The sequence below is a fragment of the Spirillospora sp. NPDC047279 genome, assembly GCF_040643285.1.
Taxonomy (GTDB): domain Bacteria; phylum Actinomycetota; class Actinomycetes; order Streptosporangiales; family Streptosporangiaceae; genus Spirillospora.
This window is the reverse complement of sequence record NZ_JBEYUA010000015.1, coordinates 230,129-255,689: the sequence shown is the minus strand read 5'-3', so window position 1 is coordinate 255,689 and position 25,561 is coordinate 230,129. Positions and strand designations below refer to the sequence as shown.

Sequence of the window (25,561 nt, the reverse complement as noted above, 5' to 3'; positions counted from 1 at the left end):
GTCAGGCCGGGACGGGCACGGCGGGACGGGCGGATGGACGGGTCACCATCCGGCGCGGCGCCGGAGGAACTCGGTGGTCGCCGCGTCGGCCGGATAGAACGACTCGATCGCCAGCTCGGCGACGGTGATGTCCACCGGCGTGCCGAACGTGGCGATCGTGCTGAAGAACGACAGCTCCTGATCCCCCGCGCGCAGCCGCAGCGGCACGACCACCTCGTTGCCCACCGGCGTCACCACGGCCTCGGCCACCGGGTCGGCGCCCGGGTAGTCGCGCAGCTCGCGGTACAGCTCGGCCAGCCCCTCGTCGGCCGTCAGCGCCACATGCCGGCGCACCCGGTCGACCATGTGCGCCCGCCACTCCCCCAGGTTGACGATGTTCCTGGCCATGCCCTCGGGATGCATGCTCAGCCGCAGCACGTTCACCGGCGGCTCCAGCAGCTCCGGCGGCGCCCCGTCCATGAACAGCGCCGCGGCGGAGTTGGCGTCGATCAGGTTCCAGAACCGGTCCACCACCACGGCGGGGAACGGCTCGTGCGCGTCCAGCAGCAGCCGCAGCGCCGACCGCACCGAGTCCATGCGCGGCTCCTGCATCGGCGTCTCGGTGTAGACCGGCGCGTATCCCCCCGACACCAGGAGCAGGTTGCGCTCGCGCAGCGGCACCTCCAGGTGCTCGGCGAGCCGCAGCACCATGTCCCGGCTCGGCGCCGACCGCCCCGTCTCCACGAAGCTGAGGTGCCGGGTCGACACGTCGGCCGCCGAGGCGAGCTCCAGCTGGCTCAGCCGCCGCCGCTGCCTCCAGGCCCGCAGCTGCTCCCCGACCGGCCGTACGTCACTGAGCGAAGTCGTCATCGTGGTCACGGCGCCGACGTTACCGATCACGGGTCAGGCGGGCGATTACGTGGCAGGTAATGCCGGTCGCCCCGACCCGCCCGGCCCGCGTTCCCGCCGGACCGCGCGAGATCCGCCGAAGGTGGCGCTTTTACCCCGGACGTCATGGACGTGCCGCGGTCCCGGCGCGAGGGTGGTCCCATGACCACCGAGCTCACCCCCGACCAGCTGGTCGACGCCATGCCGTTCGCCCGCGCGCTCGGCGTCGAGATCGACGCCGCCGCGCCCGAGGAGGTGAGCGGCCGGCTCGCCTGGGAGCCCGGCCGGTGCACCTCCGGCGGCATCATGCACGGCGGCGCCCTCATGGCGCTCGCCGACACCCTGGGGGGCGCCTGCGCGTTCCTCAACCTGCCCCCGGGCGCGTCGACCGCCACGCTGGAGTCCAAGACCAACTTCTTCCGCGCCGTCCGGTCCGGGCACGCGCGCGGCGTGGCGCGCCCCCTGCACGTCGGGAAGTCGTCCATCGTCGTCCAGACCGACATCTACGACGCCGACGGCAGGCGCGTCGCCCAGGTGACCCAGACCCAGGCCGTCCTGCGTCCCTGACCGTTCGAACACTCTGGCGGACGTTCCGTGGCCGCCTGTGCGAACATGGCGTTCGAAGGCCACTTCTCAACGGGGAGAACGCCATGGACGACGTCGTGCTCGTCATCGGGACCCGCAAGGGGCTGTTCACCGCCCGCAGCCACAACGGCCGGAAGGATTGGACGACCGATCCCCTCCGGTTCCCGAGCACGCCCGTCACCGCGGTCGGCATCGGCCCGGACGGCCGGATGCTGGCCGCGGTCAACAGCCCGTTCTGGGGGTTGGCGCTCGTCACCTCCGACGACCACGGCCGCACCTGGAGCGAGCCGTCCAAGGACGCCGGCGGCGCGCCGCTCGCCTTCCCCGAGGGCACCGGGGCGAGCGTCGCCGACATCTGGCAGCTCCGCTTCTCTCCCGCCGACCCCTCGGTGGTCTACGCCGGGGTCGAGCCCGCGGCGCTGTTCCGGTCCACCGACGGCGGCACCACGTTCGGCCTCGTCGAAGGCCTCTGGGACCATCCGCACCGGCCGTCCTGGCACCCCGGGGGCGGCGGCCTGTGCCTGCACACCGTCCTCCCCGACGCCGCCGACCCCGAGACGATCACGGTCGCGATCTCCACCGGGGGCGTCTACCGGAGCACCGACGGCGGCGCCACCTGGACGCCGCGCAACGCGGGCATCAAGGCCGACTTCCTGCCCGAAGACCAGGCCTTCCCCGAGTACGGCCAGTGCGTGCACAAGGTCGACCGGCATCCCTCTGGCCGCTACTTCCTCCAGCACCACGGCGGCGTCTACCGCAGCGACGACGGCACCACCACCTGGACGCGCATCGACGACGGCCTCCCGGCCGACTTCGGGTTCCCGCTCGTGGTGCACCCGCACCGCCCCGACACCGTCTACGTGCTCCCGCTCAACGGCGCCGAGGACCGCAGCCCGGCCGGCCACCGTCTGCGCGTCTACCGTTCCGACGACGCGGGCGCCACCTGGCGCGGCCTCGATGAGGGCCTGCCGCGGGAGCCCGTCTACACCACCGTCCTGCGCGACGCCATGTGCACCGACCAGGCCGACCCGGCGGGCGTCTACTTCGGCACCCGCGACGGGTGCGTCTACGCCGGCACCGAGGACGGCGAGACGTGGACCGAGGTGGTCGGCCACCTGCCCGACGTGCTCTGCGTCCGCGCCGTGACGGTATGAACGTCACGGTCCGCCTCCCGGGAGCCCTGCGCGACATCGCCGGGGCCGAGCCCGCCGTCGGGTTCGAGGTGCCCGACGGCGCGACGGTCGGCGACCTGCTCGACGCGCTGGCCGCCGACCTGCCCGCCGTCGAGCGCCGGATCCGCGACGAGCGGGGCGTGCTGCGGCCGCACGTCAACGTCTTCGTCGGCCCGTCCAACGTGCGCGACCTGGCCCTGCTGGCGACTCCCCTGGTCCCGGGCGCGGAGGTCTTCATCCTCCCGGCGGTCTCCGGAGGCTGACGCCTTTACGTTGTAGATTTTTTCTGGAGATGCTCGCCGAAGAACGAGAAGATGCGCCGCCATCCGTCCGCGGCGTTCTCCTTGCCCTCCCCATGACCCATGATGATCTTCATCACCGGGCCCAGCGCGGCGGGCACCTTCGACTCGGTCAGGAAGCTGTGCCCCGACCCGGCGTACTCCTTGACGTCGTGCGGCACCCCGGCCTCGGTCAGGGCGCGTTCGAGCCTGCCCGCGGCGCCCCGCAGCGTCCGGTCCTTGCCGCCGAAGCTCGCCACGACCGGGCACGCCCCCTCCAGCGCCCTGGCCATGTCCCCGCGTGGCAGCAGCGCGTAGTTGGCCGAGGCCGCCGCGAAGTCGTACTTGGCCGCCGCCACCAGGGCGAACCCGCCGCCCATGCAGAACCCGATGACGCCGACGTCCCCCGTGCAGTCGTCCCGCCCGGCGAGCAGGCCCCGCGCCGCCTCGATGTACTCGAAGCTCGGCCCGGTGCGGCGCGTCAGATCCCGCATCGCCCTGCGGACGCAGCGCAGCCAGGGCCGCCCGTCATAAAGGTCGGGCAGGACGGCCAGGTAACCCTCACGGGCGAACCGGTCGGCCTGGTCCCGCATGTCCTCGGTGGCGCCCGACGCCTCGAAGATGATCACGACACCCGGCCACGGCCCGGCACCTTCGGGCACGGCCAGGTAGCCGGGCAGCCTCGTCGCTCCCACAGGGATCTCTATGTGCGGCATGCTCCATCACGATGGCCCTACGTACAACGTACGCCTAGACCCGCGACCCCAGTGTGACGCGCATCACCGGCTACCGTCGATCACATGCGCATCGACCGGCTCGACCACCTGGTCCTGACCGTCACCGACCTCGACGCCACCATCGGCTTCTACACACGCGTGCTCGGCATGGCCCACGACTCCTTCGGCGACGGGCGCCACGCCCTCACCTTCGGCCACAGCAAGATCAACCTGCACCGGGCCGGCCACGAGTTCGAGCCCAAGGCCGCGCATGCCCTCCCCGGCACCGCCGACCTCTGCCTCATCACCACCGACCCCCTCGACCAGGTGATCGGTGAGCTGGCCGCCCACGGCGTCCCCATCGAGGAGGGCCCCGTCGACCGCACCGGCGCGACGGGCCCCATCCGCAGCGTCTACCTCCGCGACCCCGACCACAACCTCATCGAGATCGCCACCTACGCGCGGCCCCAGGAGCGGCCTTCCTAGGCCTCAGGGGCAGACGCGGCCGTTGGCCTCGAAGGCGGCGTGGGTGAGGGGCATGAGGGCCGCCCACTGCGCCTCCATCTGCTCGGCGACCATCTCGATCTCGCGCTGCGGGAACGAGGGGAACGTGGAGTCCTCGCGCTTGGTGCGCAGGGAGAGGAAGTTCATCAGGGCGCGGGCGTTGCAGGTCGCGTACATCGAGGAGTAGAGGCCGACCGGCAGGACCGTGCGGGCGACCTCGCGGGCGACGCCGGCCTCCAGCATCTCCAGGTAGGCCTTGTAGGCCTGCCGGTAGCTCTCCTGGGTGGCCTCGGTGACCAGCTTGTGCTGCTCCGGGGTGCCGTCGACGAAGACGTACTTGCCGGGCTTGCCCTCCTGCACGAGCTTGCGGTCGGGACCGGGCACGTAGAAGACGGGGTCGAGCTTGCGGTAGCGCCCGGACTCCTCGTTGTAGCTGAACGTGCGGTGCCGCATGAACTCGCGGAACACGAAGATGGGGGCCTTGACGTAGAAGGTCAGGGTGGAGTGCTCGAACGGGGTGCCGTGGCGGTCGCGCATCAGGTAGTTGATCAGGCCCTTGGAGCGCTCGGGGTCGGCCTCGATCTCGGCGAGCGAGCTCTCGCCCTTGGTGGAGACGCGCGCGGCCCACAGCACGTCGGCGTCCGACGCCGCCGACTTGATCAGCTCGACCACCACGTCGCCGCGGAACTCGATCTCGAAGTCATCCATGGCGATCTTCCCCTCGTCGTACGTTCACCGCCCGGGACACCATAGTCCCGACCGCCGACAGTCCGGGGCCGCCGCGCGGCGTAATGTCCGTCTCAAGATGACACTCGTGATGCCATCGAGCAGACTGGGGACTTCCGCAGGTGAGGGAGGGCGTCTGATGGGCACGGAGCCGACGGGCGGGGAGCTGAAGGTCCTGGGGGCCTGCCCGCTGGACTGCCCGGACGGGTGCTCCTGGGTGGTGACCGTCCGGGACGGCAAGGCCGTCAAGCTGCGGGGCAACCCCGATCACCCGTACACCCGGGGCGCGCTGTGCGCCAAGGTCAACCGGTGGCTGGAACGGGCGGAGTCGCCCGACCGGATCCTGTACCCGCTGCGGCGGGTGGGCGCCAAGGGCGAGGGGCGGTTCGAGCGGATCAGCTGGGACGAGGCGCTCGACGAGATCGCCGGGAGGCTCGGATCCATCCTGGCCGAGGACGGCGGCGAGGCGATCTGGCCCTACTGGGGCATGGGCACGCTGGGCTTCGTCCAGGGCCTCAGCGGTTTTCCCGGGCGGCGGTTCTTCAACGTGCTCGGAGCGTCCGCTCATGACCCCGACATCTGCTCGGCGGCGGGCAGCGAGGGGCTCAAGCAGGCGACGGGGTCGTCGGCGGGCATCGACCCGGAGGACCTCGCGCACGCCAGGCTGGTCATCCTGTGGGGCAGCAACCCGCTGACCAGCGGGCACCACGTCTGGAAGTTCATCCAGGACGCGCGGGCCGAGGGCGCTCATCTGGTGGTGATCGATCCGGTGCTGACGCGGACGGCGAAGCAGGCGGACGAGCACCTGGCGCCGATGCCGGGGACGGACGGCGCGCTGGCGCTGGGGCTGATGAACGTGATCGTCGGGCTCGGGGCGCAGGACGAGGAGTTCCTCAGGGATCACACGCTGGGCTGGGAGGAGTTCCGGGAGACCATCGCGGAGTACCCGCCGGAGCGCGCGGCCGGGATCACCGGGCTGCCGGTCGAGGCGATCGTGGCGCTGGGCGAGCGGATCGCCCGCACCAGGCCGACCGCGATCCGGGCGACGATGGGGCTGCAGCGCAACGCCGGCGGCGGGATGACACTGCGGACGATCGCGGGCATCGCCGGGGTGACGGGCGACTGGGCACTGCGCGGCGGCGGCGTCAGCTACTCGACGTCCGCGCACGTCAAGCTCGACAAGCCCGCGCTCTACCGCGACGACCTGCGGCCGGGGCCGGTGCGGACGCTCTCGCAGAGCAAGCTCGGCGAGGGGCTGCTCGAGGTCGATCCGGCGGTGAAGGCGCTGTTCGTCATCGCCGCCAACCCGGTGGCCAGCTCGCCGCACCAGAACAAGATCCGGCGCGGGCTGGAGCGGGACGACCTGTTCACGGTGGTGCTGGAGCAGTTCCCGACCGACACGGCCGACTACGCCGACATCGTGCTGCCGGCGACGATGCAGCACGAGCACGCGGACCTCAACGCCGGTTACGGGCACATGTACCTGGCGTGGAACGAGCCCGCGGTGGAGCCGGCGGGCGAGTGCCTGCCGGGCACCGAGACGTTCCGGCGGCTGGCGGAGCGGATGGGGCTGACCGAGCCGAGCCTGTACGACTCCGACGAGAGGCTGGCCGAGCAGCTGCTGGGGTCGGGCCATCCGTGGCTGGAGGGCATCACGCTCGACCGGCTGCGCAAGGAGGGGTACGCGCGCTTCTCGGTGCCCGACCCGTTCCTGCCGTACGCGCGGGAGTTCCCGACGCCGTCGGGCCGCCTGGAGTTCCGGTCGGCGCGGGCCGCGGGCGGCGGCCATCCCGGGGTGCCCGGCTACGTGCCGCCGGCCGAGGTCGCCGACGGCGCGCGGGCGCGCGAGTTCCCGCTGGCGCTGGTGTCGGGGGCCTCCCACATGTTCCTCAACACGATCTTCGCCAACGATCCGGTGCTGCGGCGCAGGTCGGGCGGCCCGGTCGTGCAGGTGCACCCCGACGACGCCCGGGAGCGCGGGCTGGCGGACGGGCAGCGTGCGCGGGTCCGCAACGACCGCGGGGCGTTCGAGGCGAGGGTGGAGGTGACCGACCGGGTGCGGCCCGGGGTGGTGTGCTCGCCCAAGGGGCACTGGGCCAAGTCCATGGGCGGCTCCAACGCCAACGCGGTCGTCGACGAGCGCGCGACCGACCTGGCGGGCGGCCCGGTGTTCCACGACACCCGAGTCGAGGTCGAACCGCTGTCATGACCGGTACCGTGTGATCTCATGACACACCAGGCCGCGGAGCTGCTCGACCGCGCCAGGAAGTTCGAGCGGCAGGGACGTCCCGAGGAGGCCGCGGCCGCGTTCGCCGCGGTCGCCGACACGATGGAGGCGGGCGGCGACTGGGCCTCGGCGGTCGCGGTGCGCGGGCGGCACGCGCGGGCGCTCCAGGCCGCCGGCCGCACCGACGAGGCGCTGCGGGTGCTGGCGCGGGCCGACCAGGCGGCGGGCGGGCTGCGGGGCAACGCCGAGGTGCGCGCGGTCCTGGACGGGCAGGCGGCGCACGTGCTGGCGGGCGCCGGGCGCGCGGGCGAGGCGGCGCGGCGCGCGTGGGGCGCGATGACGGGTTTCCGCTCCCTCCAGGACCACAAGCGGGCCGACCGTGCGGCGGTGCACGCCGCCCGCCTGATCGTGAAGGACGCCGGCGCGCGCGACGCCCAGGCGCCGCTGCGCGACCTGCTGGCGCAGCTGCCGCCGAGCGGCGACGGCTACCAGCAGGTCGCCGCCGTGCTCGCCGAGGCCGAGCGCAGGCCCGACCGCGACCACGACATCCTGGTGGCCGACCCGGAGGCGGCGACGTGGGGCAGGCTGGCCGCGGCGCTGGCGGTCGGCGCGCACCTGGCGGTCGGCAACGGCGTCGCCTGGAACACCGTGACCGGCACCGACCGTGACCCGTCCGACAACCGCACGCTGCTCGAACGCGACTGGGGCATCACCGACTCCGCGAGCTGGCGCGAGGCGATGGACCGGCTGCTGGCCGCCGACAACTGCGACCCGGCGATCCAGATCGTCCTGGACCGGCGCGCCCCCGGCATGACCGACCCGCTCGCCTGGCACTCGGCCATCGCCGCGTGGTGCCAGGAGAAGCAGATCTCGATCGACACCACCGAGGAGCTCGTCTCGCTGTCGCGGCTGATCCTGCGGTACGAGGACCGTTTCCGGATCGACGGGCTGCTCCCCGCGGACGGCCGGGTCGACAGCGTGATCGGCTATGACTTCGGCCGCGCGGTCAACATGGCCCGGTGGGGGCTGAACGCCGGTTACTGCGACGGGGAGGCCGCCGAGGACGGCGTGCTGCGCGCGGGGCACTACGCCACCCAGGTCTACGACTCGTGGGAGGGCTTCTCCGCGGGCTACATCCTGGGCCGCATGTTGCGCTTCGACGACGCCGAGTTCGGCGAGTGGTACCAGCGTTCGCTCACCGGCCACCGCATCCTGGTCGAAGACCCGGGCAGCCCCTGGCGCAAGCTCGCCTGGGGCTGACCCCGGGCGCCCTCAGGCGAGGGCGTCGATCTCCTGGACGATGGCCTGCTTGCCGGCCGCGTCCAGGGACGAGGCGGCGACGGCGTTGCGGGCCAGCCCGGCCAGCTCCGCGCGGCCGAATCCGAAGACGTCGGCGGCCACCCGGTACTCGCCGTTGAGGGTGGTGTCGAACATCGGCGGGTCGTCGCTGTTGAGGGTGACGAACAGCCCCGCCTCGATCAGCCGCGGCAGCGGGTGCGCGGCGAGGTCGGGGACCTGGCCGGTGCACACGTTGGACGTCGGGCACACCTCCAGCGGGATCTGCGTCTCGCGCAGGTGGGCGACCAGGCGCGGGTCGTCCAGGCAGCTGATGCCGTGCCCGACGCGCTCGGCGCCGAGGCCCTCGATGACCTCCCAGATGGTCTCGGGCCCGCTCATCTCGCCGCCGTGCGGCAGGCTGCGGAGCCCGGCGCCGCGGGCGGCGCGGAAGGCGTCGCGGATCTCGTCGCGGATCGCCGCGCGCATCTGCTCGATGCCGCCGAGCCCGAACCCGACGAGCGCCTCCGGCGGGTGCTCCAGGGCGTGGCGGGCGGTCGCCCGGCAGCCCTCCGGGCCGAACTCGCCGGGGATGTCGAAGATGTAGGCGACCCGGATGCCGTACCGGTCGCGCGCCTGCCGGACGGCCAGGTCGAGCGCCTCGGTGATGGCGGGCATGGGCATGCCCATGCGCTGGTGGGTGTACGGGGTGACGGTCAGCTCGACGTAGCGCACGTTCTGCGCGGCGAGGTCGCGCGCGGTGCCCAGGACCAGCGTGGCGACGTCCTCGGGGGTGCGCACCAGGCTGGAGACCGACTCGTAGACGGTGGCGAAGTGCGGGAAGTCGGTGAAGCGATAGAAGGTCCGGAGCTCTTCCTCGTTCGCGGGAACGGGCCCGCCGGGGTGCCGGCGGGCCAGCTCCAGGACGGTCGGCACCGACGCCGAGCCGACCAGGTGGACGTGCAGTTCCACCTTGGGGAGCGCGTCGATGAAGGAGTGCAGGGACGGGGCCGGTCCGGCCCCCGTGAGGTGGTCTTCGGTTGTCGCCATGGCGCGAGACGCTAACAACCCGGGCACCCTCCCCGACAGTCAAAGGGCCTGTTTCTGCCACAAAGTTGTCAGGTTGCGGAAATCGCCTGGTCGGCGACGTGCAGAGCGAGCGCCATGATGGTGAGCTGCGGGTTGACCTCGGGGCAGCCGGGCACGACCGACGCGTCCGCCACGACGACCCCGCGGACCCCGCGCAGCCGCCCGGACGGGTCGACCGGCGCCCGTTCCGGATCGGCCCCCATCCTGGCCGTGCCGGTGGGGTGGAAGCCCGCCAGCCGCAGGTCCATGACGGGCGCGGACGCGACGGCGGACCGCAGGGACCCCGGGCCGCCCGCGACCGGCGCGTGCGGCAGGCCGGTGAGCACCTCGCGTGCCCCGGCCGCGAAGAGGATCTCCCCCATCGCGACCATCGCGCGCCGCAGCCGCGCCTCGTCGGCGCGGGCCAGGTCGTAGCGCAGGACGGCGCGCCGCCGCCCGTGCACCCGTCCGGACGGCGCGTCGGCGATCATCGCGCCGATCACCGCCAGCCCGTCCGACCCGTCCAGCTCCCGCCGCAGCGCGCGGCCGGCCCCGGGGAGCGCGAACGAGCTCATCCCCGGCGGGCTCGCCGTCGCCTCGATGAGGATGCCGTCGTCGTGCAGCTCCTCCACGCCGACGCTCTGCATCACCCCGGACCACGACCGCACCGGCTCGTCGAACCGGCCGGCCAGGTTGGTGGCCGGATGGACGGTCATCCCCCGGCCGAGCGCCGGGTGGCCGCCCAGGCCCGAGCGCCGCAGCAGCGGCGGCGTCTGCGTCGCGCCCGCCGCCACGACGACGAGCGGGCTGAGGATCTCCAGCACCGACCCGTCGGGGCGGCGCGCCCGGACGCCGGCGGCCGCGCCGCGTTCGACGATGACGCGCTCCGCCCTCGCCCGCGTCACGATGCGCGCCCCCGCCACGCACGCCTGCGGCAGCGCGTTGAGGTGCACGCCGTTCTTGGCGTTGCGCGGGCATCCGGCGGCGCACTGGCCGCTGCCGCCGCAGCCGGGTGCGTTGCGGCGCAGCGGCGCCGCCTCCCAGCCGAGCCGCCGCGCGCCCTCCAGCGCGAGGAGGCCGTTGCGGCCCAGCACGTCGAGCGGCTGGCGGGCGACGCCCAGCATGGCCTCGACCTGGTCCAGGTACGCGGCGTAGCCCTCGATCCGGACGCCGGCGACGTCCTCCCAGCGGCGCAGCACCCGGCCGGGCGTGCGGTAGCACGTGCCGCTGTTGATCAGTGTGGTGCCGCCGACCGCGCGGCCCTCCGGCAGCAGCACCGGCGGCCGGCCGAGGGCGACGGACGCGCCGCCGTCCCGGTAGATCTCCACGAACCGGTCGAGCGGCGCGCGCTCCCTGAAGTCGGCGGCGACGTGGCGCCGCCCCTCCTCCAGCACGATGACCGGTATCCCGGCGCGGGCCAGGGTGCGGGCGGCGACGGCGCCGCCGGCCCCGGATCCGATCACCACCGCGCCGGCGGTCGTGCAGGACGGCCATTCCGACGACGGCGTGCAGTCCAGGATCGGGTCGGGCCGGGCGCCCTCGTAGGAGACCGGCGGCGCGTCGTGGGGTGAGGCCAGCCGTTCGGTCCCGGCGGCCAGGAGGAGCGGGATCTTGAGCGTCTCGACCAGCCGCGCGCCCGCCGGGCGGGCGGCCACGACCGCGCAGACCGCCTCCCGCCGCCCGGGGTCCAGTGCCTCCAGCGGCCGCCCGGTGAGCACGCGCGCGGCCAGGTCGAGCACCTCCGCGCCGGAGCGCAACCCCACCCGGGCCGGACGGGGGAACGCCCGTCCCATCGCCTCCAGGCGCGCCTCGATCCGGGCGAGCTCGCCGGCGTCCTCCACTCCGAGCAGCGCCGCGGCCGTGCCGCCCAGCGCGCTCATCGCGACCCGACCTCGGAGTGCGCGGTGCCCTCCAGCCGCCATTCGCGTTCGACCCGCCACCCCTCCCGGCCCGTCCGCCTGGACACCACGATGAGGGCGTCGGCCCGCTCGGAGTTGCGGCAGACCGCGGGCCGTCCGTCGGGGTCGGAGTAGTCGACGGCCACGGTCTCCCCGGGCCGCTGGGTGACCCGGATCTGGATCCGCCGGTCCCCCACCCGCCCGCGCACCGTCCACGTCGGCAGGGCGATGTCGGCGCGCAGCCGCAGGGCGGCCAGCAGCGGGTCGCCGCCCGGCCACTCGGCGCCGCCGACCCGCAGCCGGACGAACGGCAGCGCGGGCAGCCGGTTGAGCCCGGGGCGGGTGGACACGGCGGCGACGACCTCGCAGACGTCGCCGCCGCCCAGGTCGGCGTGCAGCCACGCCCATCGTTCGGCGTTCCCGTGCCCGTAGATCCGGGCCGTGCCGCCGGGGGCGTCCCGCAGGTCCAGCTTCCGGTCACCGACCCGCAGCGTGCCGCCGTACGACGCGGCCGGCTTCGGCACGATCTGCGCGGCGGGCAGCAGTTCACGTTCCCAGGCCCAGCGCGGGAACGTGTAGAGCGCCGGGCCCCCACCGCTCTCGGTGAGCTCCCAGCCGATGTCGCCCGCGATCCCGGTGAGCCGTTCGACGTCCTGGCCGTCCCAGGGGCCGGGGCCGAACCGGCCGAACGCCGGGCGCTCCCCCGGTGGGAAGACCGCGGCCCAGCCGTGCAGGCGCGCCGCGCTCCCGTCGCTCGGCGCGACGAGCTCGTGGTGGAGCCAGACACCGGTGCCGGTGGCGGGGTCGGTCAGCGTGGTGTACCAGACTTCGAGCCGTCCCCGCTGCCCGCGCCAGCGCGAGGCGAACACGTCCCCCGCGCGCCCGCCCGCGCCTGCCGCGGCGCCCGGGACGGCGGTCCGGCCGGCGCCCGGGAAGCGGAAGCCGGCCAGGAAGCGCACCAGGTCGCGGCGGAGCCGGAAGCTCAGGCGCGCCTCACCGACGATCTCGCCGTCCTCGTCGGTGATCGTCGCGGGCAGGTGGGTCATCGAGTGAACGGGACGGCGCGGCGTGGTCGACTTCCAGCCGTCGAGGTGGAGCCGCCGCCCGTCGGCGGCGGTGAAGCCGAGGGTGTAACGGATGCGGCGGGCCGTGATCGGCGCCACCCGCAGGCTCCCGGTGGCCGCCGGGTCGTCGGCCAGGCCCTCGATCCGGGCGCGGCCGGTCAGCGTGCCCGCCACGTCGCCCCACGGCCGCAGCACGCCGGGCAGGTCGGCGGACAGGTCGAGCCGCATCGGCCGGTCGCGGTCCTCCCCCGCGAGCCGGACCGTGCCCTCCATGACCTCGTCGAAGGTGGTGCGTCTGCCGGTCATGTCACGTCTCCTCCGAGCGGGTTGAGCATGAGCGCCTCGGTCTCGGCCAGGTAGGCGCTCGCGGCGGCGCGGGCCCGTTCCGGATCTCCGTCGCACAGGGCCCCGACCAGCGGGGCGATGCGGTCGGCCGCGGCGGCGGGATCGGCGAAGGCGTGCCGGAACACCTCGCAGACCTCCAGGTAGGCGTTGAGCAGCGCGTTGACCAGGAAGCCGTAGACCCGGTTGCCGGTCGCCGCCGCGATCACGCGGTGCATCTCGCACTCGGTGAGCTGCGCGTCCCCCGCGTCGGCGCAGGCGCGCAGCCGGCCGGCGAGCGCGACGAGCCCGTCCCGCTGCTCGGCGGTGATGTGCGCCGCGGCCTTGGCGGCGACCTGCGCGCCGACCTCGCGCCGCACCTCGAAGATCTCGCCCATCCAGGTCGGCCCGACGGTGCGGACCAGCAGGGGCAGCAGCTCGGGGCCGCCGAGGCGCTCGTAGTCGCGGACGCGCGTGCCGACCCCGTGCTTGGTCTCCACCAGCCCGACCTGCGCCAGCCGGACGATGGCGTGCTTGAGCGAGGTCCGCGTCACCTCGTACGACGCGGCCAGCTCGCGCTCCGGCGGCAGGTAGGACCCCGGCGGGTAGCGCCCGCTCAGCACGTCGTCGCGCAGCCGTTCGGTCAGCGCGTCGACGACGGTGTCGCGGGCGATCGGCGAGGTCATGGGCGACTCCTGAGGCAAGTGACTCAGTGGCTCATCCACTGAGCCACCCGAGCATGTCAACCGGGCATCACCGCGTCAAGTGCGCCAGGATGGGGGCATGCGCGCCGCCCGGCTGATCTCTCTCGTCCTGCTCCTGCAGGCCAGGGGCACCATGACGGCCGCCGAGCTGGCCCGCGAGCTGGAGGTCTCCGAACGCACCGTCTACCGCGACGTCGAGGCGCTGTCGGCGGCCGGCATCCCGGTGTACGCCGAGCAGGGGCGCAACGGCGGCTACCGGCTCGTCGACGGTTACCGCACCCGCCTGACCGGGCTCAGCCGCGAGGAGGCCGAGGCGCTCTTCCTGTCCGGGCTGCCGGGCCCGGCCGGCGACATGGGGCTGGCCGACGCCGTCGGCGCCGCCCAGCTCAAGGTCCTGGCCGCCCTCCCCGCCCCGTTCCGGGACGCGTCGGCGCGCGCCGGGCAACGTTTCCACCTCGACGCGCCCGGCTGGTTCGGCGACGCCTCACCGCCGCCGCTGCTGGAACGGCTCGCGCGGGCGGTCTGGGGCGACGAGGCCATCGAGATCCGCTATCGCAGGCGCCCCGACCAGGAGTTCACCCGGCGCGTCGACCCCTACGGGCTCGTCCTCAAGAACGGCTCCTGGTATCTCGTCGCGTCCGTCGGCGACGGCCACCGCACCTACCGGGCGGACCGGATCACCGAGGTCGCGGAGGCCGGCGGGGCCTTCGACCGGGACGAGGACTTCGACCTGGCCGGTTACTGGACCGGCCAGGCCGCCGCGTTCCTGCGGTCGATGTTGCGGGACGAGATCGTGGTCCGGCTCAGCCCGCGGGGGATGCGGCGGCTGCGCCACGCGGTCGAGCCGTACGCCGCCGAACGCGCCGCCGAGCGGGCCGGACCGCCCGGCGCGGACGGCTGGGTGGTCACGCGCCTGCCGGTGGAGTCACCGGACGTCGCGTTCGCCCAGATGTTGTGGCTCGGGCCCGAGGTCGAGGTGGTCGAGCCCGCGGAGCTGCGCGTACGGCTGCGCGACTCGGCCGAACGCGTCGCCGCGCTCTACCGGTAGGCCGCGGCACTCTACCGGTAACCGGTGGCGTCGGCGGGCTTGCCCTGGCGTTCGACCTCGGCGATGTAGCGCCACGCGTCCGGGCGGCTGCCGTCGAGGTCGGTGAACCCGTACACCTGGGACAGCTCCCCGCTTGACGACGACCGGCCGTTCCAGCGGTGCCGGTCCGGGTCGGCGGCGAGCGCGGCGACGGCGCGCCCGACGAACGCGGGCGACTCGGAGATGACGAAGTGCGGGCTCGTGCGGGCGCCCTCGAGCCAGTCGTCCTCGGTCACGCCGAAGTTCTCCAGCATCGACTCGGACCGGATCCAGCCCGGCGTCACCGAGACCGCGGTGCAGCCGTGCGGCTCGACCTCGGCGGCCTGGCCGAGGCCCATCCTGATGACGGTCCACTTGGCGAGGTCGTAGAAGTAGCCCGATTCCCTGCGGTACTCGGCGTTGGTCTCGGCGGTGCCGTCGGTGACCTCCACGACGAGCCCGCCGGGGTTGCGGATCAGCAGCGGCAGCGCCCGGTGGCTGGTGATCACGTGGGTCTCGATCGCCAGCTTGAGCAGCCGCAGGCCGTTCTCCAGCGAGTGGTCCCACAGGGCGCTGCCGAACTCGAAGAGGTGGTCGGCGCCCCAGATGTCGTTGACGAGGACGTCGAGCCGGCCCTGTTCGGCGTCGATGCGCCGGACGAGCCGGTCGACCTGCTCGATCTCCAGATGGTCGGTCGGGACCGCGATGCCCGTCCCGCCTGCGGCGGAGACGAGCTCGGCGGTCTCCTCGATGGTCTCCGGCCGGTTCATCTCCGACCGGCCGGTACGGGTGGTGCGGCCCGTCACGTACACGGTGGCCCCCGCGGCCCCGAGCTCCACGGCGATGCCGCGGCCCGCTCCGCGGGTGGCCCCCGCGACCAGTGCGATCTTCCCGGTCAGCTCTCGTTCGCTCATGGAACGAGCGTCACAGGAAAACCTGACAGCCCGCGTCAGGGATTGAAGATGCTCACGCCGCCGGGGCCGACGAGGAAGCCGAGGACGATGAGGACGATCCCGAACAGCAGCTCGCGCCGGGCGATGATGACATAGATACCGGCGATGATCATGATCACCGCGATGAGCCAGAGTAGAGTCAGCATGGCGGCGGGGTCCCCGCGAGGGAACCCCGCAAAACCGTCCTCTATTTTCGGTCCGCCCCTAATTACGGCAGAGGCGCAGTACGTTACCCACGATCCGGTGCCCCGACCGGCCCGCCGCGGTGAGGATCGACTCCGGGTGGAACTGCACCGCCCAGCGCCTGCGCCCGGCGTCCTCGATGGCCATCACCACCTCCCCGGTCACCGCCGTGACCTCGAAGCCCTTCACCTGCTCGGGCCTGGCGTGCAGCGAGTGGTACCGCGCGGCGGTGAACTCGCCGGGCAGCCCGCCGAGCACCTCGCCGCCGGTCACCCGCACCTGGCCCGGCTTGCCGTGCGCGGGCTCGGGCAGCAGCGAGAGTTCGCCGCCCGCGTGCTCGACCATCGCCTGCAGCCCGAGGCAGACGCCGAAGACCGGCAGCCGCCGCGCGTCCAGCTCGTCGAGCAGCGCCGCGGTGGCGAAGTCCTCGGGCCGCCCGGGGCCCGGCGACAGGACGACCAGGTCCGGCGCGTGCTCGTCCAGCATCCCGGCCGGGAAGCCGTGCCGCAGCGTGACGACCTCGGCGCCCTTCTGCCGGAAGTAGTCGGCCAGGGTGTTGACGAACGAGTCCTCGTGGTCGACCAGCAGCACCTTCAGGCCGTCGCCCGGGCGGTCGCCCTCCTCGCCCGCCGCCTCCACCTCCGCCGCGGCCGGCTCCCCGCCGGCGTCCACGGCGGCCTGGGCCTGGCTCTCGGCGAGCGCGCCGAGCAGCGCGCTGGCCTTGAGGTGCGTCTCGCGCTCCTCCTCGTCGGGGTCGGAGTCGTAGAGCAGCGTCGCGCCCGCCCGGACGGTGGCGACGCCGTCGCGGATCTGCGCGGTCCGGAGCGTGAGGCCGGTGTTCATCGAGCCGTCGAAGCCCACGAAGCCGACCGCGCCGCCGTACCAGCGCCGAGGCGAGTCCTCGTGGTCCTCGATGAACTGCATCGCCCAGGCCTTGGGCGCGCCGGTGACCGTCACCGCCCACATGTGGGTGAGGAACGCGTCGAGCGCGTCGAAGCCCGGGCGCAGCCTGCCCTCGATGTGGTCGACGGTGTGGATCAGGCGCGAGTACAGCTCGATCTGCCGGCGGCCGAGCACCTTGACGCTGCCCGGCACGCAGATCCGCGACTTGTCGTTGCGGTCGACGTCGGTGCACATCGTCAGCTCGGACTCGTCCTTGAGCGAGGTCAGGATGGTCCGGATCTGCTCGGCGTCCTCCAGCGCGTCCTGGCCGCGCCGGATCGTCCCGGCGATCGGGCAGGTCTCCACCCGGTCGCCGCCGACCCGGACGAACATCTCCGGGGACGCCCCGACCAGGTACTCCCCCTCCCCCAGGTTGAACAGGAACTCGTACGGCGCCGGGTTGGTCTCGCGGAGCCGTTCGAAGAACGCCGACGGCGAGTCGCAGCGCCCGTACATCGCGTGGCCCGGCGTGACCTCGAACAGGTCGCCGCGGATGAACTTCTCCTTGGCGTCCCGCACCATCTGGGCGTAGACCCCCGGCACCGGCTGCGGCGGGAGCTCCGCCGCGGTCACCGCGGGCGTCGGCTCGGTCTCGCGCGCCAGCCCGGCGGTGCTCGCCCCGCCGACCTCGAAGTCGTAGGACATGCGGTGGGAGACCTCGAGCTTGCGGTCGACGACCACCATCTCGTCGGCCAGGTGCAGCACCAGGTCGCGCTGGTCGGCGGGCCGCTCCAGGTTGAGCCGCAGCGGCTCGAACTGCAACGACAGGTCGTAGCCGAACGCGCCGTACAGGCCCAGGTGCGGGTCGTCGCACCGGAACAGGTCGACGATCGCGCGGATCGCGGTGAAGACCGTGGGCTGGCGGCTGCGCTCCTCCTCGGTGAAGAACTCCTCGGTGGGCGGCACGAACAGCCCGAACCGGCCGGGCTCGTCCGCGGTGACCTCGCCGGCGCCGCGCAGGACGCCGGCCAGCGCGGGCAGCACCACCTCGCCGCGGCCGTTGAGGGCCCGCGCGGTGATCGTGCGCCCCCGCGCCACGATCTCCAGGCACGGGTCGAGGTAGGCCATGTGCCAGCGGCTGTACCGGCCCGGATACTCCATGCCGGAGCTGAGGACGCCGCCGCGCCGCTCGCCCACCGAGGCGACGAGGGCGTTGAGCACGTCGGACTTGCGCTCGGGGTCGACGGGTGTCGCGGTACGGCTGACCCGTACGCCCCCGGCGGTCACGAACTCGCTGGTCTGCGGCTGATATCGGTCGGTCTCCACCGCGGTGGCCCCTCGTGGTCAGGCCCTGCACACCGGCGGCGAAACGCGAGACGACCGCCGGGTGAGGGCGGTCGCCGGAAAGTTCGAGCAAGCACGAATCTGGCACCGCCTCAGCGGCGCCACCACCACTGGTGGGTCTCGATTCGCATGCGGCGAGCCTACCGGTTCGCCGGACGGGGGTCGAGCCGCGACGCTCGCCGAACGGGGTTCTAAATTCGGCCCCGGCTTGTCATCATGGCGAAAAGGGTCCGCTTACGTGGGCGTGCGCCCTCCGGCGCGCGCCCGCCCACCGCACCGGGAGCTCCCAGCCATGACCGGCACGAACACCGAGTTCGAACTGCGCGGGGTCAACCACCTGGCCCTGGTCTGCAGCGACATGAAGCGCACGGTCGACTTCTACTCGGGCGTGCTCGGCATGCCGCTGATCAAGACGATCGAGCTGCCGATGGGCTGGGGACAGCACTTCTTCTTCGACTGCGGGGGCGGCAACGCGCTGGCGTTCTTCTGGTTCCCCGACGCCCCCGAGCCGGTGCCCGGCGTGTCCGCCCCCAAGAACCTGCCCGACCGCGGCGAACTGCTGTCGGCCGTCGGCTCGATGAACCACATCGCCATCGACGTGCCCCCGGACCGGATCGAGGAGTACCGGGACAAGCTGATCGCCAAGGGCGTCGACGTCGGCGTGCTGCTCAACCACGACGACAGCGAGTTCGGGGTGGCCAGGGAGCCGCACGACGGGGTGTTCGTGCGGTCCGTCTACTTCAAGGACCCCGACGGGATCCTGGTCGAGTTCGCCTGCTGGACGCGGGACCTCGACCAGCCCGGGGACGTGCGGCACGAGCCGAAGACCGCCGCCGACCGTACCGTCTGAGATCCGCCACGAGCAGCCTCCCGCCCGTTCGGTCCGGTCGCGCGGTGACCTGGGGTTTCGGATCGTGGACCCGTTGGACCGATCCACCCACTCGTGCCACGACTGAGATTCAGCTGTGACCAGGGGGTGGTTATGCTCCCGCCACTCACCCCTGATTTCAGGCCCGTCTCAGGATGCGGACGGGTCGCGCGATGCGCACGCGACGAGGAGGAACCCCCCTTGGCCTCGCAAGACTCGCAGGACTCGCAAGGTCCGCCGCCGGCACCCCGGCGCTCGGATCGCAGTCACTGGAACTGGCTGCTCGTTGTCCCGGTCGTGATCCCCCTGCTCACGTTCCTGTTCAACAAGGAGGAGCCGCGGCTCGGCGGGTTCCCCGCCTTCTACTGGATCCAGCTGCTCGTCTTCATCCCGCTGGGCGTGATCAGCACGCTGGTCGTCTACCGCATGACCAAGCGGAAGGAGGACTGACCGATGAGCAGCGATCACGTCACCGAGCTGGTGATCTTCGGTCTTCTCTTCGCGCTGGTCAGCGGGATGGGCTTCGTCGCCGCGCGGTGGCGCCGCCCGACCACGATGGACAGCCTGGACGAGTGGGGCCTGGGCGGCCGCAACTTCGGCAGCTGGGTCAGCTGGTTCCTGATCGGCGGCGACCTCTACACCGCCTACACGTTCGTCGCCGTGCCGGCGCTGGTGTTCGGCGCCGGCGCGATGGGCTTCTACGCGGTCCCCTACACGATCGTGGTCTACCCGCTGGTGTTCCTGGTGCTGATCCGGCTCTGGTCGGTGTCGCACGTGCACGGCTTCGTGACCCCCGCCGACTTCGTGCGGGCCCGCTTCGGCTCGCCGACGCTGGCGCTGGTGGTCGCGATCACCGGCATCGTCGCGACGATGCCCTACATCGCGCTCCAGCTGGTCGGCATCGAGGCCGTCCTCAAGGCGATGGGCGTCGAGGGCCACCTGCCGATCATCATCGCGTTCGCGATCCTGGCCGCCTACACCTACCAGTCCGGCCTGCGGGCGCCCGCCCTCATCGCGTTCGTCAAGGACGTGCTGATCTACCTGGTGATCATCGTCGCGGTGATCTACATCCCGAGCAAGATCGCCGGCGGCTGGGGCGGCATCTTCGACGCGGCGCAGGCCAAGTTCGACAAGACGCCGGCCCCCGGTGACGGCATCTTCCTCAACGACGCCAACCAGCTCAACTACGCGATGCTCGCACTCGGCTCGGCGCTGGCGCTGTTCCTCTACCCGCACAGCATCACCGGCGTGCTGGCCAGCAAGAACCGCAACGTGATCAAGCGCAACATGGCGGCCCTGCCCGCCTACAGCTTCGTGCTGGGCCTGATCGCGCTGCTGGGCTTCATGGCCATCGCCGCCGGGGTCAAGCCGATCGGCACCGACACCAACACGGTGGTGCCGGTGCTGTTCGACCAGATGTTCCCGAGCTGGTTCGCCGGCGTCGCGTTCGCCGCGGTCGGCATCGGCGCGCTGGTCCCCGCCGCGATCATGTCGATCGCCGCGGCCAACCTGTTCACCCGCAACATCTACAAGGAGTACATCCGCAAGGACGCCACCGAGAAGCAGGAGGCCACGGTCAGCAAGCTGGTCTCGCTGATCGTCAAGGTCGGCGCGGTCGCCTGCATCCTGCTGCTGGACCCGCAGTTCTCCATCGACCTGCAGCTGATCGGCGGCGTCATCATCCTGCAGACGCTGCCCGCGGTGGCGCTCGGCCTGATGACCCGCTGGTTCCACCGCGGCGCGCTGATCGCCGGCTGGGCGGCCGGCCTGGCGTGGGGCCTGTGGATGCTCTACGAGATCCCCAACCCGGCCAAGGGCAAGGAGCACTTCGGCGGTTCGGCCTACAACCTGAGCGAGCTGGGCTTCGACACCAAGATGACGATCTACGTCGGGGTGCTGGCGCTCGCGCTGAACCTCCTCGTGGCGATCATCGGCACGGTGATCCTCAAGGCCGCCAAGGTCAAGGACGGCGAGGACGCCACCCGTACGGACGACTACACCGCCGACGAGGGCGACCCGAAGGTCAAGGACCTGGAGCTGACCGGCTCGACCTGATCCGGACCGTTTCCCATCCCACCCCGCTGAGCCCGGTCCCCGTCCAGGGGCCCGGGCTCAGCTCATGAACGGGCGCGGCTCATGAACGGGCGCGGCTCATGAACGGGCGCGGCTCATGAACGGGCGCCGCCCGTCCGGGCGCGGCTCGCAGGGGTTCAGCCGGTGTACGCGGGGTCGGCGACGGCCAGCTTGTCGGCGACGGTCTCCAGCAGGGCCTCCTTGACCTCGTCGTAGCGGTCGTCCAGGCGGCCCTCCCGGATCGCGGCGGCGAACCCGGCGTCGTCGTCGAAGCCCAGGCCGGCCAGCCGCGCCGCGTGCGCGCGTTCCTGCCCGGGCCCCAGCGCGAGCTCGCGCTCGACCATCCCGAGGACGTTGACCGCGACCAGGCCGTGGAAGCGCGTGCGCCCCTCCAGGGTGGACAGGACGTCGCGTTCGAGGAACTCGCGGACGGCCGCGACGAGCTCGCGGGCGTCCGGGGCGTCGTGCGGCTGGGGCATCGCGCTTCCTCCCGATCCAGGACAGAATGCGATTCTAGACCCGAGGAGGGATCATGAGCTTCGAGGTGCCCGCGTCCGTCCGGCCGATCCGCGACGCCGTCCACGGCTTCATGACCGAGCGGGTCGAGCCCGCCGAGCCGGTGCTGAGGAGGGGCGGCGACGAGGCCACCGCGCTGCTCGCCGAGCTTCGGCGGCAGGCGAAGGCCGAGGGCCTGTGGGCGCTCGGCCATCCGAAGGAGCTGGGCGGCGGCGGGCTGCCCTTCCTCGACTACGTGTACGTGAACGAGGTGCAGGGCCGCAGCGAGTTCGGCCAGCTCGCGCTCGGCACGTACACGCTCCAGGACTCGATCATGCTGCACCGGTACGCGAGCGAGCGGCAGCGCGACCGGTTCCTCAAGCCGCTGGTGCAGGCCGAGATCAACCCGAGCTTCGCGATGACCGAGCCGGGGATCTCCAGCTCCGACCCCACCCAGCTCACCACCACCGCGACGCTGGAGGGGGACGAGTGGGTGATCCGGGGCCGCAAGTGGTTCACCACCGGCGCGAGCCTGGCCGCGTACACCACGGTCATGTGCCGCACCGAGCCCGCGGACACCTCGCCGTACCTGTCGTTCAGCATGATCCTCGTGCCGACCGGGACCCCGGGCTACACGATCGTGCGCGACACTCCGGTGCTCGGCCTCGACGGCTCGCACTGCGAGGTGCTGTACGACGACGTCCGGGTGCCGGCCGACCACCTCCTCGGGCCGCGCGGGCACGGTTTCGTGATCGCCCAGGAGCGGCTCGGCCCCGGCCGGATCTTCCACTGCATGCGCTTCCTCGGGCAGGCGCAGCGGGCGTTCGACCTGATGTGCGCGCGGCTGCACGAGCGGACGGCGTTCGGCGGGCCGCTGTCGGGCAAGCAGCTGCTCCAGCAGCACGTCTTCGACTCCTACTCCGAGATCCAGTCGTCCCGGCTGCTCACGCTGCACGCCGCGCACAAGATCGACGCCGGCGAGCAGGCGCGCGTGGAGATCGGCGTCATCAAGGTGGCGGCGGCCCGCATGCTGCACAACGTCATCGACCGCGCCATCCAGGTGTACGGGGCGGAGGGCCTCACGCCGGACACGCCGCTGGACCACATGTACCGGCACGCCCGCGCGGGGCGCATCTTCGACGGGCCCGACGAGGTGCACGTGACGACGACCGCGCGGCGCATCCTCAAGGAGTACAAGGAGGGGCGCACCTGGGAGTTCGGCCTGCGCTGACGCGGCCGCCCGCCTCCCCCTTCACGGCGTGGCCGTCAAGTTCCGCCCGCTGTCCGGCTCCGGCCGCCCCGGTGCTGCCTGCGCCTTCGCACATGGCCGGATGAGGCGCTGGGCTCATGGCAAATAGATAGGTTACTTTCCTATTCAAAATGCTGCCCTGAGATCGACGCCGACTCAAGGAAAGCCGGTCCACGCTGCCATGAAGACCCCGATGAGATCCGCAGCCATCGGCTCGGCCGTCGCGCTCGCCGCGACCTTCGCCGTGGCCTCCACCCCCCTCACCGCGTCCGCCGCCTGCTATCCGGACGCCGGCGACCTGCTGATGACCTACCAGCCGGTCGACCACACCGTCACCGACGCCTCGTACTTCCTCGCGCGGCTGACCCTCGCCAACGGCGACGGCCGCTGCGCGCTCGGCGGCGGCTGGACGATGTACTTCAACTCCGTCCGCCAGCCCGCCGCGGTCCTGCCCGGCGCCGCCGGGGACATCGCGCGCGAGCAGCTCGCCCGCCAGGGCCTCTCGGTGGCCCGCGCCGACAGGGCGCAGAGCGGCGACTTCTACGCGCTCAAACCCGCCGCCTCCTTCAGGCCGGTGGCCCCGGGCGAACGCCGCGCGATCGACGTCAACATCGAGCTCTGGGCGACGCACAAGTCCGACGGGCCCGCCGGATGGAGCATCGCCCACGGCGACGGCAAGCCCCGCTGGATGCCGTCCAAGACGCTGCTCGACCCCGCGGACCCGAAGCAGACCAAGGCGTTCTCCGGCGACGTGCGCCCCGTGCAGACGGCGGCGACCCGCTTCGCCGAGAACACCTCGCCCAGGCAGGACCTCACGCTGCGGCAGCGCATCGTGCCGCAGCCGCTGTCGGCCGCCGCGACCGGCGGCACGGTGCGGATCGACGGCGCGTCGTCCATCGCGCACCCCGCCGCGCTGCGCGGCGAGGCGGCCTACCTGAGGTCCGCGCTGCGCGACGCGGCCAAGGGCGGCGGCGCGCCCCTCACGCTCCGCCTGGACCCCCGGCTGGACGTCGACCGCGACGGCGAGGCCGACGCCGAGGGCTACACCCTCACCAGCACCGCAGGGGGCGTGGAGATCGTCGGCACCGACAGGGCCGGCGTGCTCTACGGGGTCCAGACGCTCCGGCAGCTGATCCCGGCGAACGCCCGCGAGGCGGGCGGCGACCAGGTCGCCGTGCCGCGGGCGCGGATCGCCGACGCCCCGCTGTTCGGGTACCGCGGCCTGCACATCGACACGGCCCGGCACTTCGAGACCAAGGAGACCGTCAAGAAGTTCCTGGACCTGATGGCCTTCACCAAGCTCAACCGGCTGCACTTCGGCCTGACCAACGACGAGGGGTGGCGGGTCGAGATCCCCGGCCTGCCCGAGCTCACCGGGTTCGGGTCCAGGCGCGCCCTCGACCCCGCCGAGACCGGGTCCCTGCACCAGGGCATGGGATCGGTCAACGACCTGGGCGGCGGCGACGGCGTCGCCGGCAAACCGCGGAGCCAGACCGAGGCCAACCTCGGGCGCAGGCCCGCCTACCAGGGCGTCGAGCAGTCGATGCAGAACTTCGTCGGCAAGGGCAGCGGGCACTACTCGGTCAAGGACTTCCAGGAGATCCTCGCCTACGCGGCCGAGCGGCACATCGAGGTCGTGCCCGAGCTGAACTTCCCCGCGCACGCCCGCGCCGCCGTCCAGTCGATGGAGCGCCGTTACCAGCGCACCGGTGACGCCACGTACCGGCTGCTCGACCCCGCCGACACCTCGCGGCACGTCAGCGTGCAGTACTACAACGACAACCTCGCCAATCCGTGCGTGCCCGGCACGTACGCCTTCCTGACGAAGGTCGTCGGCGAGGTCAAGAAGATGTACCGGTCGGCGGGCGCCCCGCTCAACCGGGTCAACCTGGGCGGCGACGAGCCGCCGGGCCCGCCGGACGGATGGTGGTCCGGCTCGCCGGCCTGCGAGAACGACCCCGACACGGCGGGCAAGAACGGCGAGCAGCTCAAGGAGCTGTTCTTCACCAAGTGGAACGCCATCGCGCTCACCGCCGCCCCGGCCACCTCCGGCTGGGAGGACGTCACCCACCCCGACACCCCGTTCCGGCTGAAGAACTTCACGCCGCTGCCGTGGCAGAACGTGTGGGGCTGGGGCCGCGAGGACTGGGCCTACCGCTTCGCCAACGAGGGCACGCCGGTGATCCTGGCGCACGCCACCAACCTCTACATGGACCTGGCCTACAACAAGGACCCGGACGAGCCCGGCTACTACTGGGCCGCGTACGTGGACGAGAAGTCCACCTTCACCTACCAGCCGTTCAACGTGTACGCCAACGCCACCGAGACCCGGTGGGGAGCGCCGTTCACCCCCGACCCGAACTGGACCAGGCTCACCGAGACCGGCAGGAAGAACATCCTCGGGCTGGAGGCCCAGCTCTGGGCCGAGAACGGCAAGACGCCGGAGATCCGCGAATACCAGGCGTTCCCCAAGCTGCTCGGCGCCGCCGAGCGCGCCTGGAACCGCCGGACCCCCGGTACCGCCGAGATGCCGGCCGCCTGGAACACCTTCAACAACACGCTCGGGCAGGTCACCTTCCCGCTGCTGGACGCCTACAAGCCGGTCGGGCTGCACGGCGAGGGCGTCAACTACCGGATCCCGCCGCCCGGCGCGAAGCTCGACGGCGGCACGCTCACGGCCAACGTCCGCAACCCGGGCCTGGCCATCGAGTACTCCGCCGACGGCGTGCACTGGCGGGCCTACACCGGACCGGTCCGGGCGGGGAGCGCGGCCCTGACCCGCACCCGCGCATCGGACGGCAGGGCGAGCCGCCTCTCCCCGGTGAACGTGCCCGCCTGGCAGGACGGGACCGCCTACCGGCCGGGAACCCTCGTCACGTACCAGGGCGAGATCTTCACCGCCCGGTCGGCGAGCACCGGCCAGGCCCCGGACACCTCCCCCAGGGCCTGGACGCTGCTCCAGTGACCGGACCGGCCGGCTAGAGGGAAGGAGAGGCCGGGCGCCCGCCCCCACCGGGCCGCCCGGCCTCTCCGCGCCTTCGGT

At 72.7% G+C, this 25,561-nt stretch carries 23 protein-coding genes; 12 read left to right on the top strand and 11 right to left on the bottom strand.

Annotated features, from left to right (window positions below; genetic code table 11):
• Positions 1-42: 42 nt before the first annotated feature.
• Positions 43-849, bottom strand: a complete 807-nt coding sequence (locus ABZ810_RS34285) for a helix-turn-helix transcriptional regulator (RefSeq protein ID WP_358410390.1) — start codon at positions 847-849, stop codon at positions 43-45.
• A 180-nt stretch (positions 850-1,029) separates the two neighbouring features.
• On the opposite strand from ABZ810_RS34285, the gene ABZ810_RS34280 reads away from it, so the two are divergent.
• The 3 genes from ABZ810_RS34280 to ABZ810_RS34270 all read left to right on the top strand — a co-directional run bounded on the left by ABZ810_RS34280 (position 1,030) and on the right by ABZ810_RS34270 (position 2,887).
• The gene (locus tag ABZ810_RS34280) at positions 1,030-1,434 is read left to right on the top strand and encodes a PaaI family thioesterase (RefSeq protein WP_358410347.1); all 405 of its coding nucleotides are present in this window, start codon (positions 1,030-1,032) and stop codon (positions 1,432-1,434) included.
• Positions 1,435-1,517: 83 nt separating this feature from the next.
• Positions 1,518-2,606, top strand: coding sequence for an exo-alpha-sialidase (locus ABZ810_RS34275; RefSeq protein ID WP_358410345.1), 1,089 nt, complete (start codon positions 1,518-1,520; stop codon positions 2,604-2,606).
• On the top strand, positions 2,603-2,887 hold the full coding sequence (locus tag ABZ810_RS34270) for a ubiquitin-like small modifier protein 1 (protein WP_358410344.1): 285 nt from the start codon (positions 2,603-2,605) through the stop codon (positions 2,885-2,887). Before ABZ810_RS34275 ends, ABZ810_RS34270 begins: the two co-directional genes overlap by 4 nt.
• A 5-nt stretch (positions 2,888-2,892) precedes the next feature.
• Here the strand turns inward: ABZ810_RS34270 and ABZ810_RS34265 are convergent, their stop codons facing one another.
• Positions 2,893-3,597, bottom strand: a complete 705-nt coding sequence (locus ABZ810_RS34265; RefSeq protein ID WP_358410342.1) for a dienelactone hydrolase family protein — start codon at positions 3,595-3,597, stop codon at positions 2,893-2,895.
• Positions 3,598-3,702: 105 nt separating this feature from the next.
• Between ABZ810_RS34265 and ABZ810_RS34260 the strand changes: the two genes are divergently transcribed.
• Complete coding sequence (locus ABZ810_RS34260; RefSeq protein WP_358410340.1) at positions 3,703-4,104, top strand: VOC family protein; 402 nt, start codon at positions 3,703-3,705, stop codon at positions 4,102-4,104.
• A gap of 3 nt (positions 4,105-4,107) precedes the next feature.
• Here ABZ810_RS34260 and thyX read toward each other — a convergent pair whose 3' ends face one another.
• Positions 4,108-4,830: an FAD-dependent thymidylate synthase gene (gene thyX, locus ABZ810_RS34255; protein ID WP_358410338.1), complete on the bottom strand. Its 723-nt coding sequence runs from the start codon at positions 4,828-4,830 to the stop codon at positions 4,108-4,110.
• 157 nt (positions 4,831-4,987) lie between these two features.
• Here thyX and ABZ810_RS34250 point away from each other — a divergent pair, with 157 nt between their 5' ends.
• Positions 4,988-7,057 (top strand): molybdopterin oxidoreductase family protein, encoded by a 2,070-nt coding sequence (locus tag ABZ810_RS34250; RefSeq protein WP_358410336.1) that lies wholly within the window; start codon positions 4,988-4,990, stop codon positions 7,055-7,057.
• Positions 7,058-7,075: 18 nt separating this feature from the next.
• A complete protein-coding gene (locus ABZ810_RS34245) occupies positions 7,076-8,335 on the top strand; it encodes a DUF1266 domain-containing protein (protein WP_358410335.1) in 1,260 nt (419 codons plus the stop codon).
• Positions 8,336-8,347: 12 nt separating this feature from the next.
• On the opposite strand, the gene add is transcribed toward ABZ810_RS34245, so the two are convergent.
• The 4 genes from add to ABZ810_RS34225 all read right to left on the bottom strand — a co-directional run bounded on the left by add (position 8,348) and on the right by ABZ810_RS34225 (position 13,387).
• Positions 8,348-9,400 carry an adenosine deaminase gene (gene add / locus ABZ810_RS34240; RefSeq protein ID WP_358410333.1) on the bottom strand — a complete coding sequence of 351 codons (1,053 nt, stop codon included), beginning with the start codon at positions 9,398-9,400 and terminating at the stop codon, positions 8,348-8,350.
• A 68-nt stretch (positions 9,401-9,468) separates the two neighbouring features.
• Positions 9,469-11,298: a GMC family oxidoreductase gene (locus ABZ810_RS34235; protein WP_358410332.1), complete on the bottom strand. Its 1,830-nt coding sequence runs from the start codon at positions 11,296-11,298 to the stop codon at positions 9,469-9,471.
• On the bottom strand, positions 11,295-12,686 hold the full coding sequence (locus ABZ810_RS34230; protein WP_358410331.1) for a hypothetical protein: 1,392 nt from the start codon (positions 12,684-12,686) through the stop codon (positions 11,295-11,297). Before ABZ810_RS34230 ends, ABZ810_RS34235 begins: the two co-directional genes overlap by 4 nt.
• Positions 12,683-13,387 carry a GntR family transcriptional regulator gene (locus ABZ810_RS34225; RefSeq protein ID WP_358410329.1) on the bottom strand — a complete coding sequence of 235 codons (705 nt, stop codon included), beginning with the start codon at positions 13,385-13,387 and terminating at the stop codon, positions 12,683-12,685. The genes ABZ810_RS34230 and ABZ810_RS34225 overlap by 4 nt, the downstream gene beginning before the upstream one ends.
• A 97-nt stretch (positions 13,388-13,484) precedes the next feature.
• Between ABZ810_RS34225 and ABZ810_RS34220 the strand changes: the two genes are divergently transcribed.
• Entirely contained in the window at positions 13,485-14,453 is a 969-nt protein-coding gene (locus ABZ810_RS34220; RefSeq protein WP_358410327.1) for a YafY family protein, read from the top strand.
• A gap of 11 nt (positions 14,454-14,464) precedes the next feature.
• Here ABZ810_RS34220 and ABZ810_RS34215 read toward each other — a convergent pair whose 3' ends face one another.
• From ABZ810_RS34215 to ABZ810_RS34205, 3 genes are read right to left on the bottom strand one after another with little or no spacing between them, the layout of a single operon-like run.
• On the bottom strand, positions 14,465-15,385 hold the full coding sequence (locus tag ABZ810_RS34215) for an SDR family oxidoreductase (RefSeq protein WP_358410325.1): 921 nt from the start codon (positions 15,383-15,385) through the stop codon (positions 14,465-14,467).
• A gap of 35 nt (positions 15,386-15,420) precedes the next feature.
• Positions 15,421-15,570, bottom strand: a complete 150-nt coding sequence (locus ABZ810_RS34210; protein WP_358410323.1) for a GPGG-motif small membrane protein — start codon at positions 15,568-15,570, stop codon at positions 15,421-15,423.
• A gap of 58 nt (positions 15,571-15,628) precedes the next feature.
• Positions 15,629-17,815, bottom strand: a complete 2,187-nt coding sequence (locus ABZ810_RS34205; RefSeq protein ID WP_358410322.1) for an anthranilate synthase component I — start codon at positions 17,813-17,815, stop codon at positions 15,629-15,631.
• A 310-nt stretch (positions 17,816-18,125) separates the two neighbouring features.
• Between ABZ810_RS34205 and ABZ810_RS34200 the strand changes: the two genes are divergently transcribed.
• From ABZ810_RS34200 to mctP, 3 genes are all read left to right on the top strand, one after another.
• Positions 18,126-18,683: a VOC family protein gene (locus ABZ810_RS34200; RefSeq protein ID WP_358410320.1), complete on the top strand. Its 558-nt coding sequence runs from the start codon at positions 18,126-18,128 to the stop codon at positions 18,681-18,683.
• 132 nt (positions 18,684-18,815) lie between these two features.
• Complete coding sequence (locus ABZ810_RS34195; RefSeq protein WP_358410319.1) at positions 18,816-19,151, top strand: DUF3311 domain-containing protein; 336 nt, start codon at positions 18,816-18,818, stop codon at positions 19,149-19,151.
• A gap of 3 nt (positions 19,152-19,154) precedes the next feature.
• Positions 19,155-20,756, top strand: a complete 1,602-nt coding sequence (gene mctP, locus ABZ810_RS34190; RefSeq protein ID WP_358410317.1) for a monocarboxylate uptake permease MctP — start codon at positions 19,155-19,157, stop codon at positions 20,754-20,756.
• A 155-nt stretch (positions 20,757-20,911) separates the two neighbouring features.
• Here the strand turns inward: mctP and ABZ810_RS34185 are convergent, their stop codons facing one another.
• A complete protein-coding gene (locus tag ABZ810_RS34185) occupies positions 20,912-21,253 on the bottom strand; it encodes a DUF6285 domain-containing protein (protein ID WP_358410316.1) in 342 nt (113 codons plus the stop codon).
• Positions 21,254-21,306: 53 nt separating this feature from the next.
• On the opposite strand from ABZ810_RS34185, the gene ABZ810_RS34180 reads away from it, so the two are divergent.
• Positions 21,307-22,500 (top strand): acyl-CoA dehydrogenase family protein, encoded by a 1,194-nt coding sequence (locus tag ABZ810_RS34180; RefSeq protein WP_358410315.1) that lies wholly within the window; start codon positions 21,307-21,309, stop codon positions 22,498-22,500.
• 211 nt (positions 22,501-22,711) lie between these two features.
• Positions 22,712-25,483, top strand: a complete 2,772-nt coding sequence (locus ABZ810_RS34175; protein WP_358410313.1) for a family 20 glycosylhydrolase — start codon at positions 22,712-22,714, stop codon at positions 25,481-25,483.
• Positions 25,484-25,561 lie beyond the last annotated feature (78 nt).

Coding starts and splice junctions, on each gene's coding strand:
- ABZ810_RS34195 (WP_358410319.1), top strand. CDS start 18,816: ATGCTCCCGCCACTCACCCCTGATTTCAGGCCCGTCTCAGGATGCGGA.
- add (WP_358410333.1), bottom strand. CDS start 9,400: ATGGCGACAACCGAAGACCACCTCACGGGGGCCGGACCGGCCCCGTCC.
- ABZ810_RS34275 (WP_358410345.1), top strand. CDS start 1,518: ATGGACGACGTCGTGCTCGTCATCGGGACCCGCAAGGGGCTGTTCACC.
- ABZ810_RS34225 (WP_358410329.1), bottom strand. CDS start 13,387: ATGACCTCGCCGATCGCCCGCGACACCGTCGTCGACGCGCTGACCGAA.
- ABZ810_RS34270 (WP_358410344.1), top strand. CDS start 2,603: ATGAACGTCACGGTCCGCCTCCCGGGAGCCCTGCGCGACATCGCCGGG.
- ABZ810_RS34250 (WP_358410336.1), top strand. CDS start 4,988: ATGGGCACGGAGCCGACGGGCGGGGAGCTGAAGGTCCTGGGGGCCTGC.
- ABZ810_RS34220 (WP_358410327.1), top strand. CDS start 13,485: ATGCGCGCCGCCCGGCTGATCTCTCTCGTCCTGCTCCTGCAGGCCAGG.
- ABZ810_RS34180 (WP_358410315.1), top strand. CDS start 21,307: ATGAGCTTCGAGGTGCCCGCGTCCGTCCGGCCGATCCGCGACGCCGTC.
- ABZ810_RS34280 (WP_358410347.1), top strand. CDS start 1,030: ATGACCACCGAGCTCACCCCCGACCAGCTGGTCGACGCCATGCCGTTC.
- ABZ810_RS34175 (WP_358410313.1), top strand. CDS start 22,712: ATGAGATCCGCAGCCATCGGCTCGGCCGTCGCGCTCGCCGCGACCTTC.
- ABZ810_RS34235 (WP_358410332.1), bottom strand. CDS start 11,298: ATGAGCGCGCTGGGCGGCACGGCCGCGGCGCTGCTCGGAGTGGAGGAC.
- mctP (WP_358410317.1), top strand. CDS start 19,155: ATGAGCAGCGATCACGTCACCGAGCTGGTGATCTTCGGTCTTCTCTTC.
- ABZ810_RS34185 (WP_358410316.1), bottom strand. CDS start 21,253: ATGCCCCAGCCGCACGACGCCCCGGACGCCCGCGAGCTCGTCGCGGCC.
- ABZ810_RS34230 (WP_358410331.1), bottom strand. CDS start 12,686: ATGACCGGCAGACGCACCACCTTCGACGAGGTCATGGAGGGCACGGTC.
- ABZ810_RS34210 (WP_358410323.1), bottom strand. CDS start 15,570: ATGCTGACTCTACTCTGGCTCATCGCGGTGATCATGATCATCGCCGGT.
- ABZ810_RS34215 (WP_358410325.1), bottom strand. CDS start 15,385: ATGAGCGAACGAGAGCTGACCGGGAAGATCGCACTGGTCGCGGGGGCC.
- ABZ810_RS34200 (WP_358410320.1), top strand. CDS start 18,126: ATGACCGGCACGAACACCGAGTTCGAACTGCGCGGGGTCAACCACCTG.
- ABZ810_RS34245 (WP_358410335.1), top strand. CDS start 7,076: ATGACACACCAGGCCGCGGAGCTGCTCGACCGCGCCAGGAAGTTCGAG.
- ABZ810_RS34285 (WP_358410390.1), bottom strand. CDS start 849: ATGACGACTTCGCTCAGTGACGTACGGCCGGTCGGGGAGCAGCTGCGG.
- thyX (WP_358410338.1), bottom strand. CDS start 4,830: ATGGATGACTTCGAGATCGAGTTCCGCGGCGACGTGGTGGTCGAGCTG.
- ABZ810_RS34260 (WP_358410340.1), top strand. CDS start 3,703: ATGCGCATCGACCGGCTCGACCACCTGGTCCTGACCGTCACCGACCTC.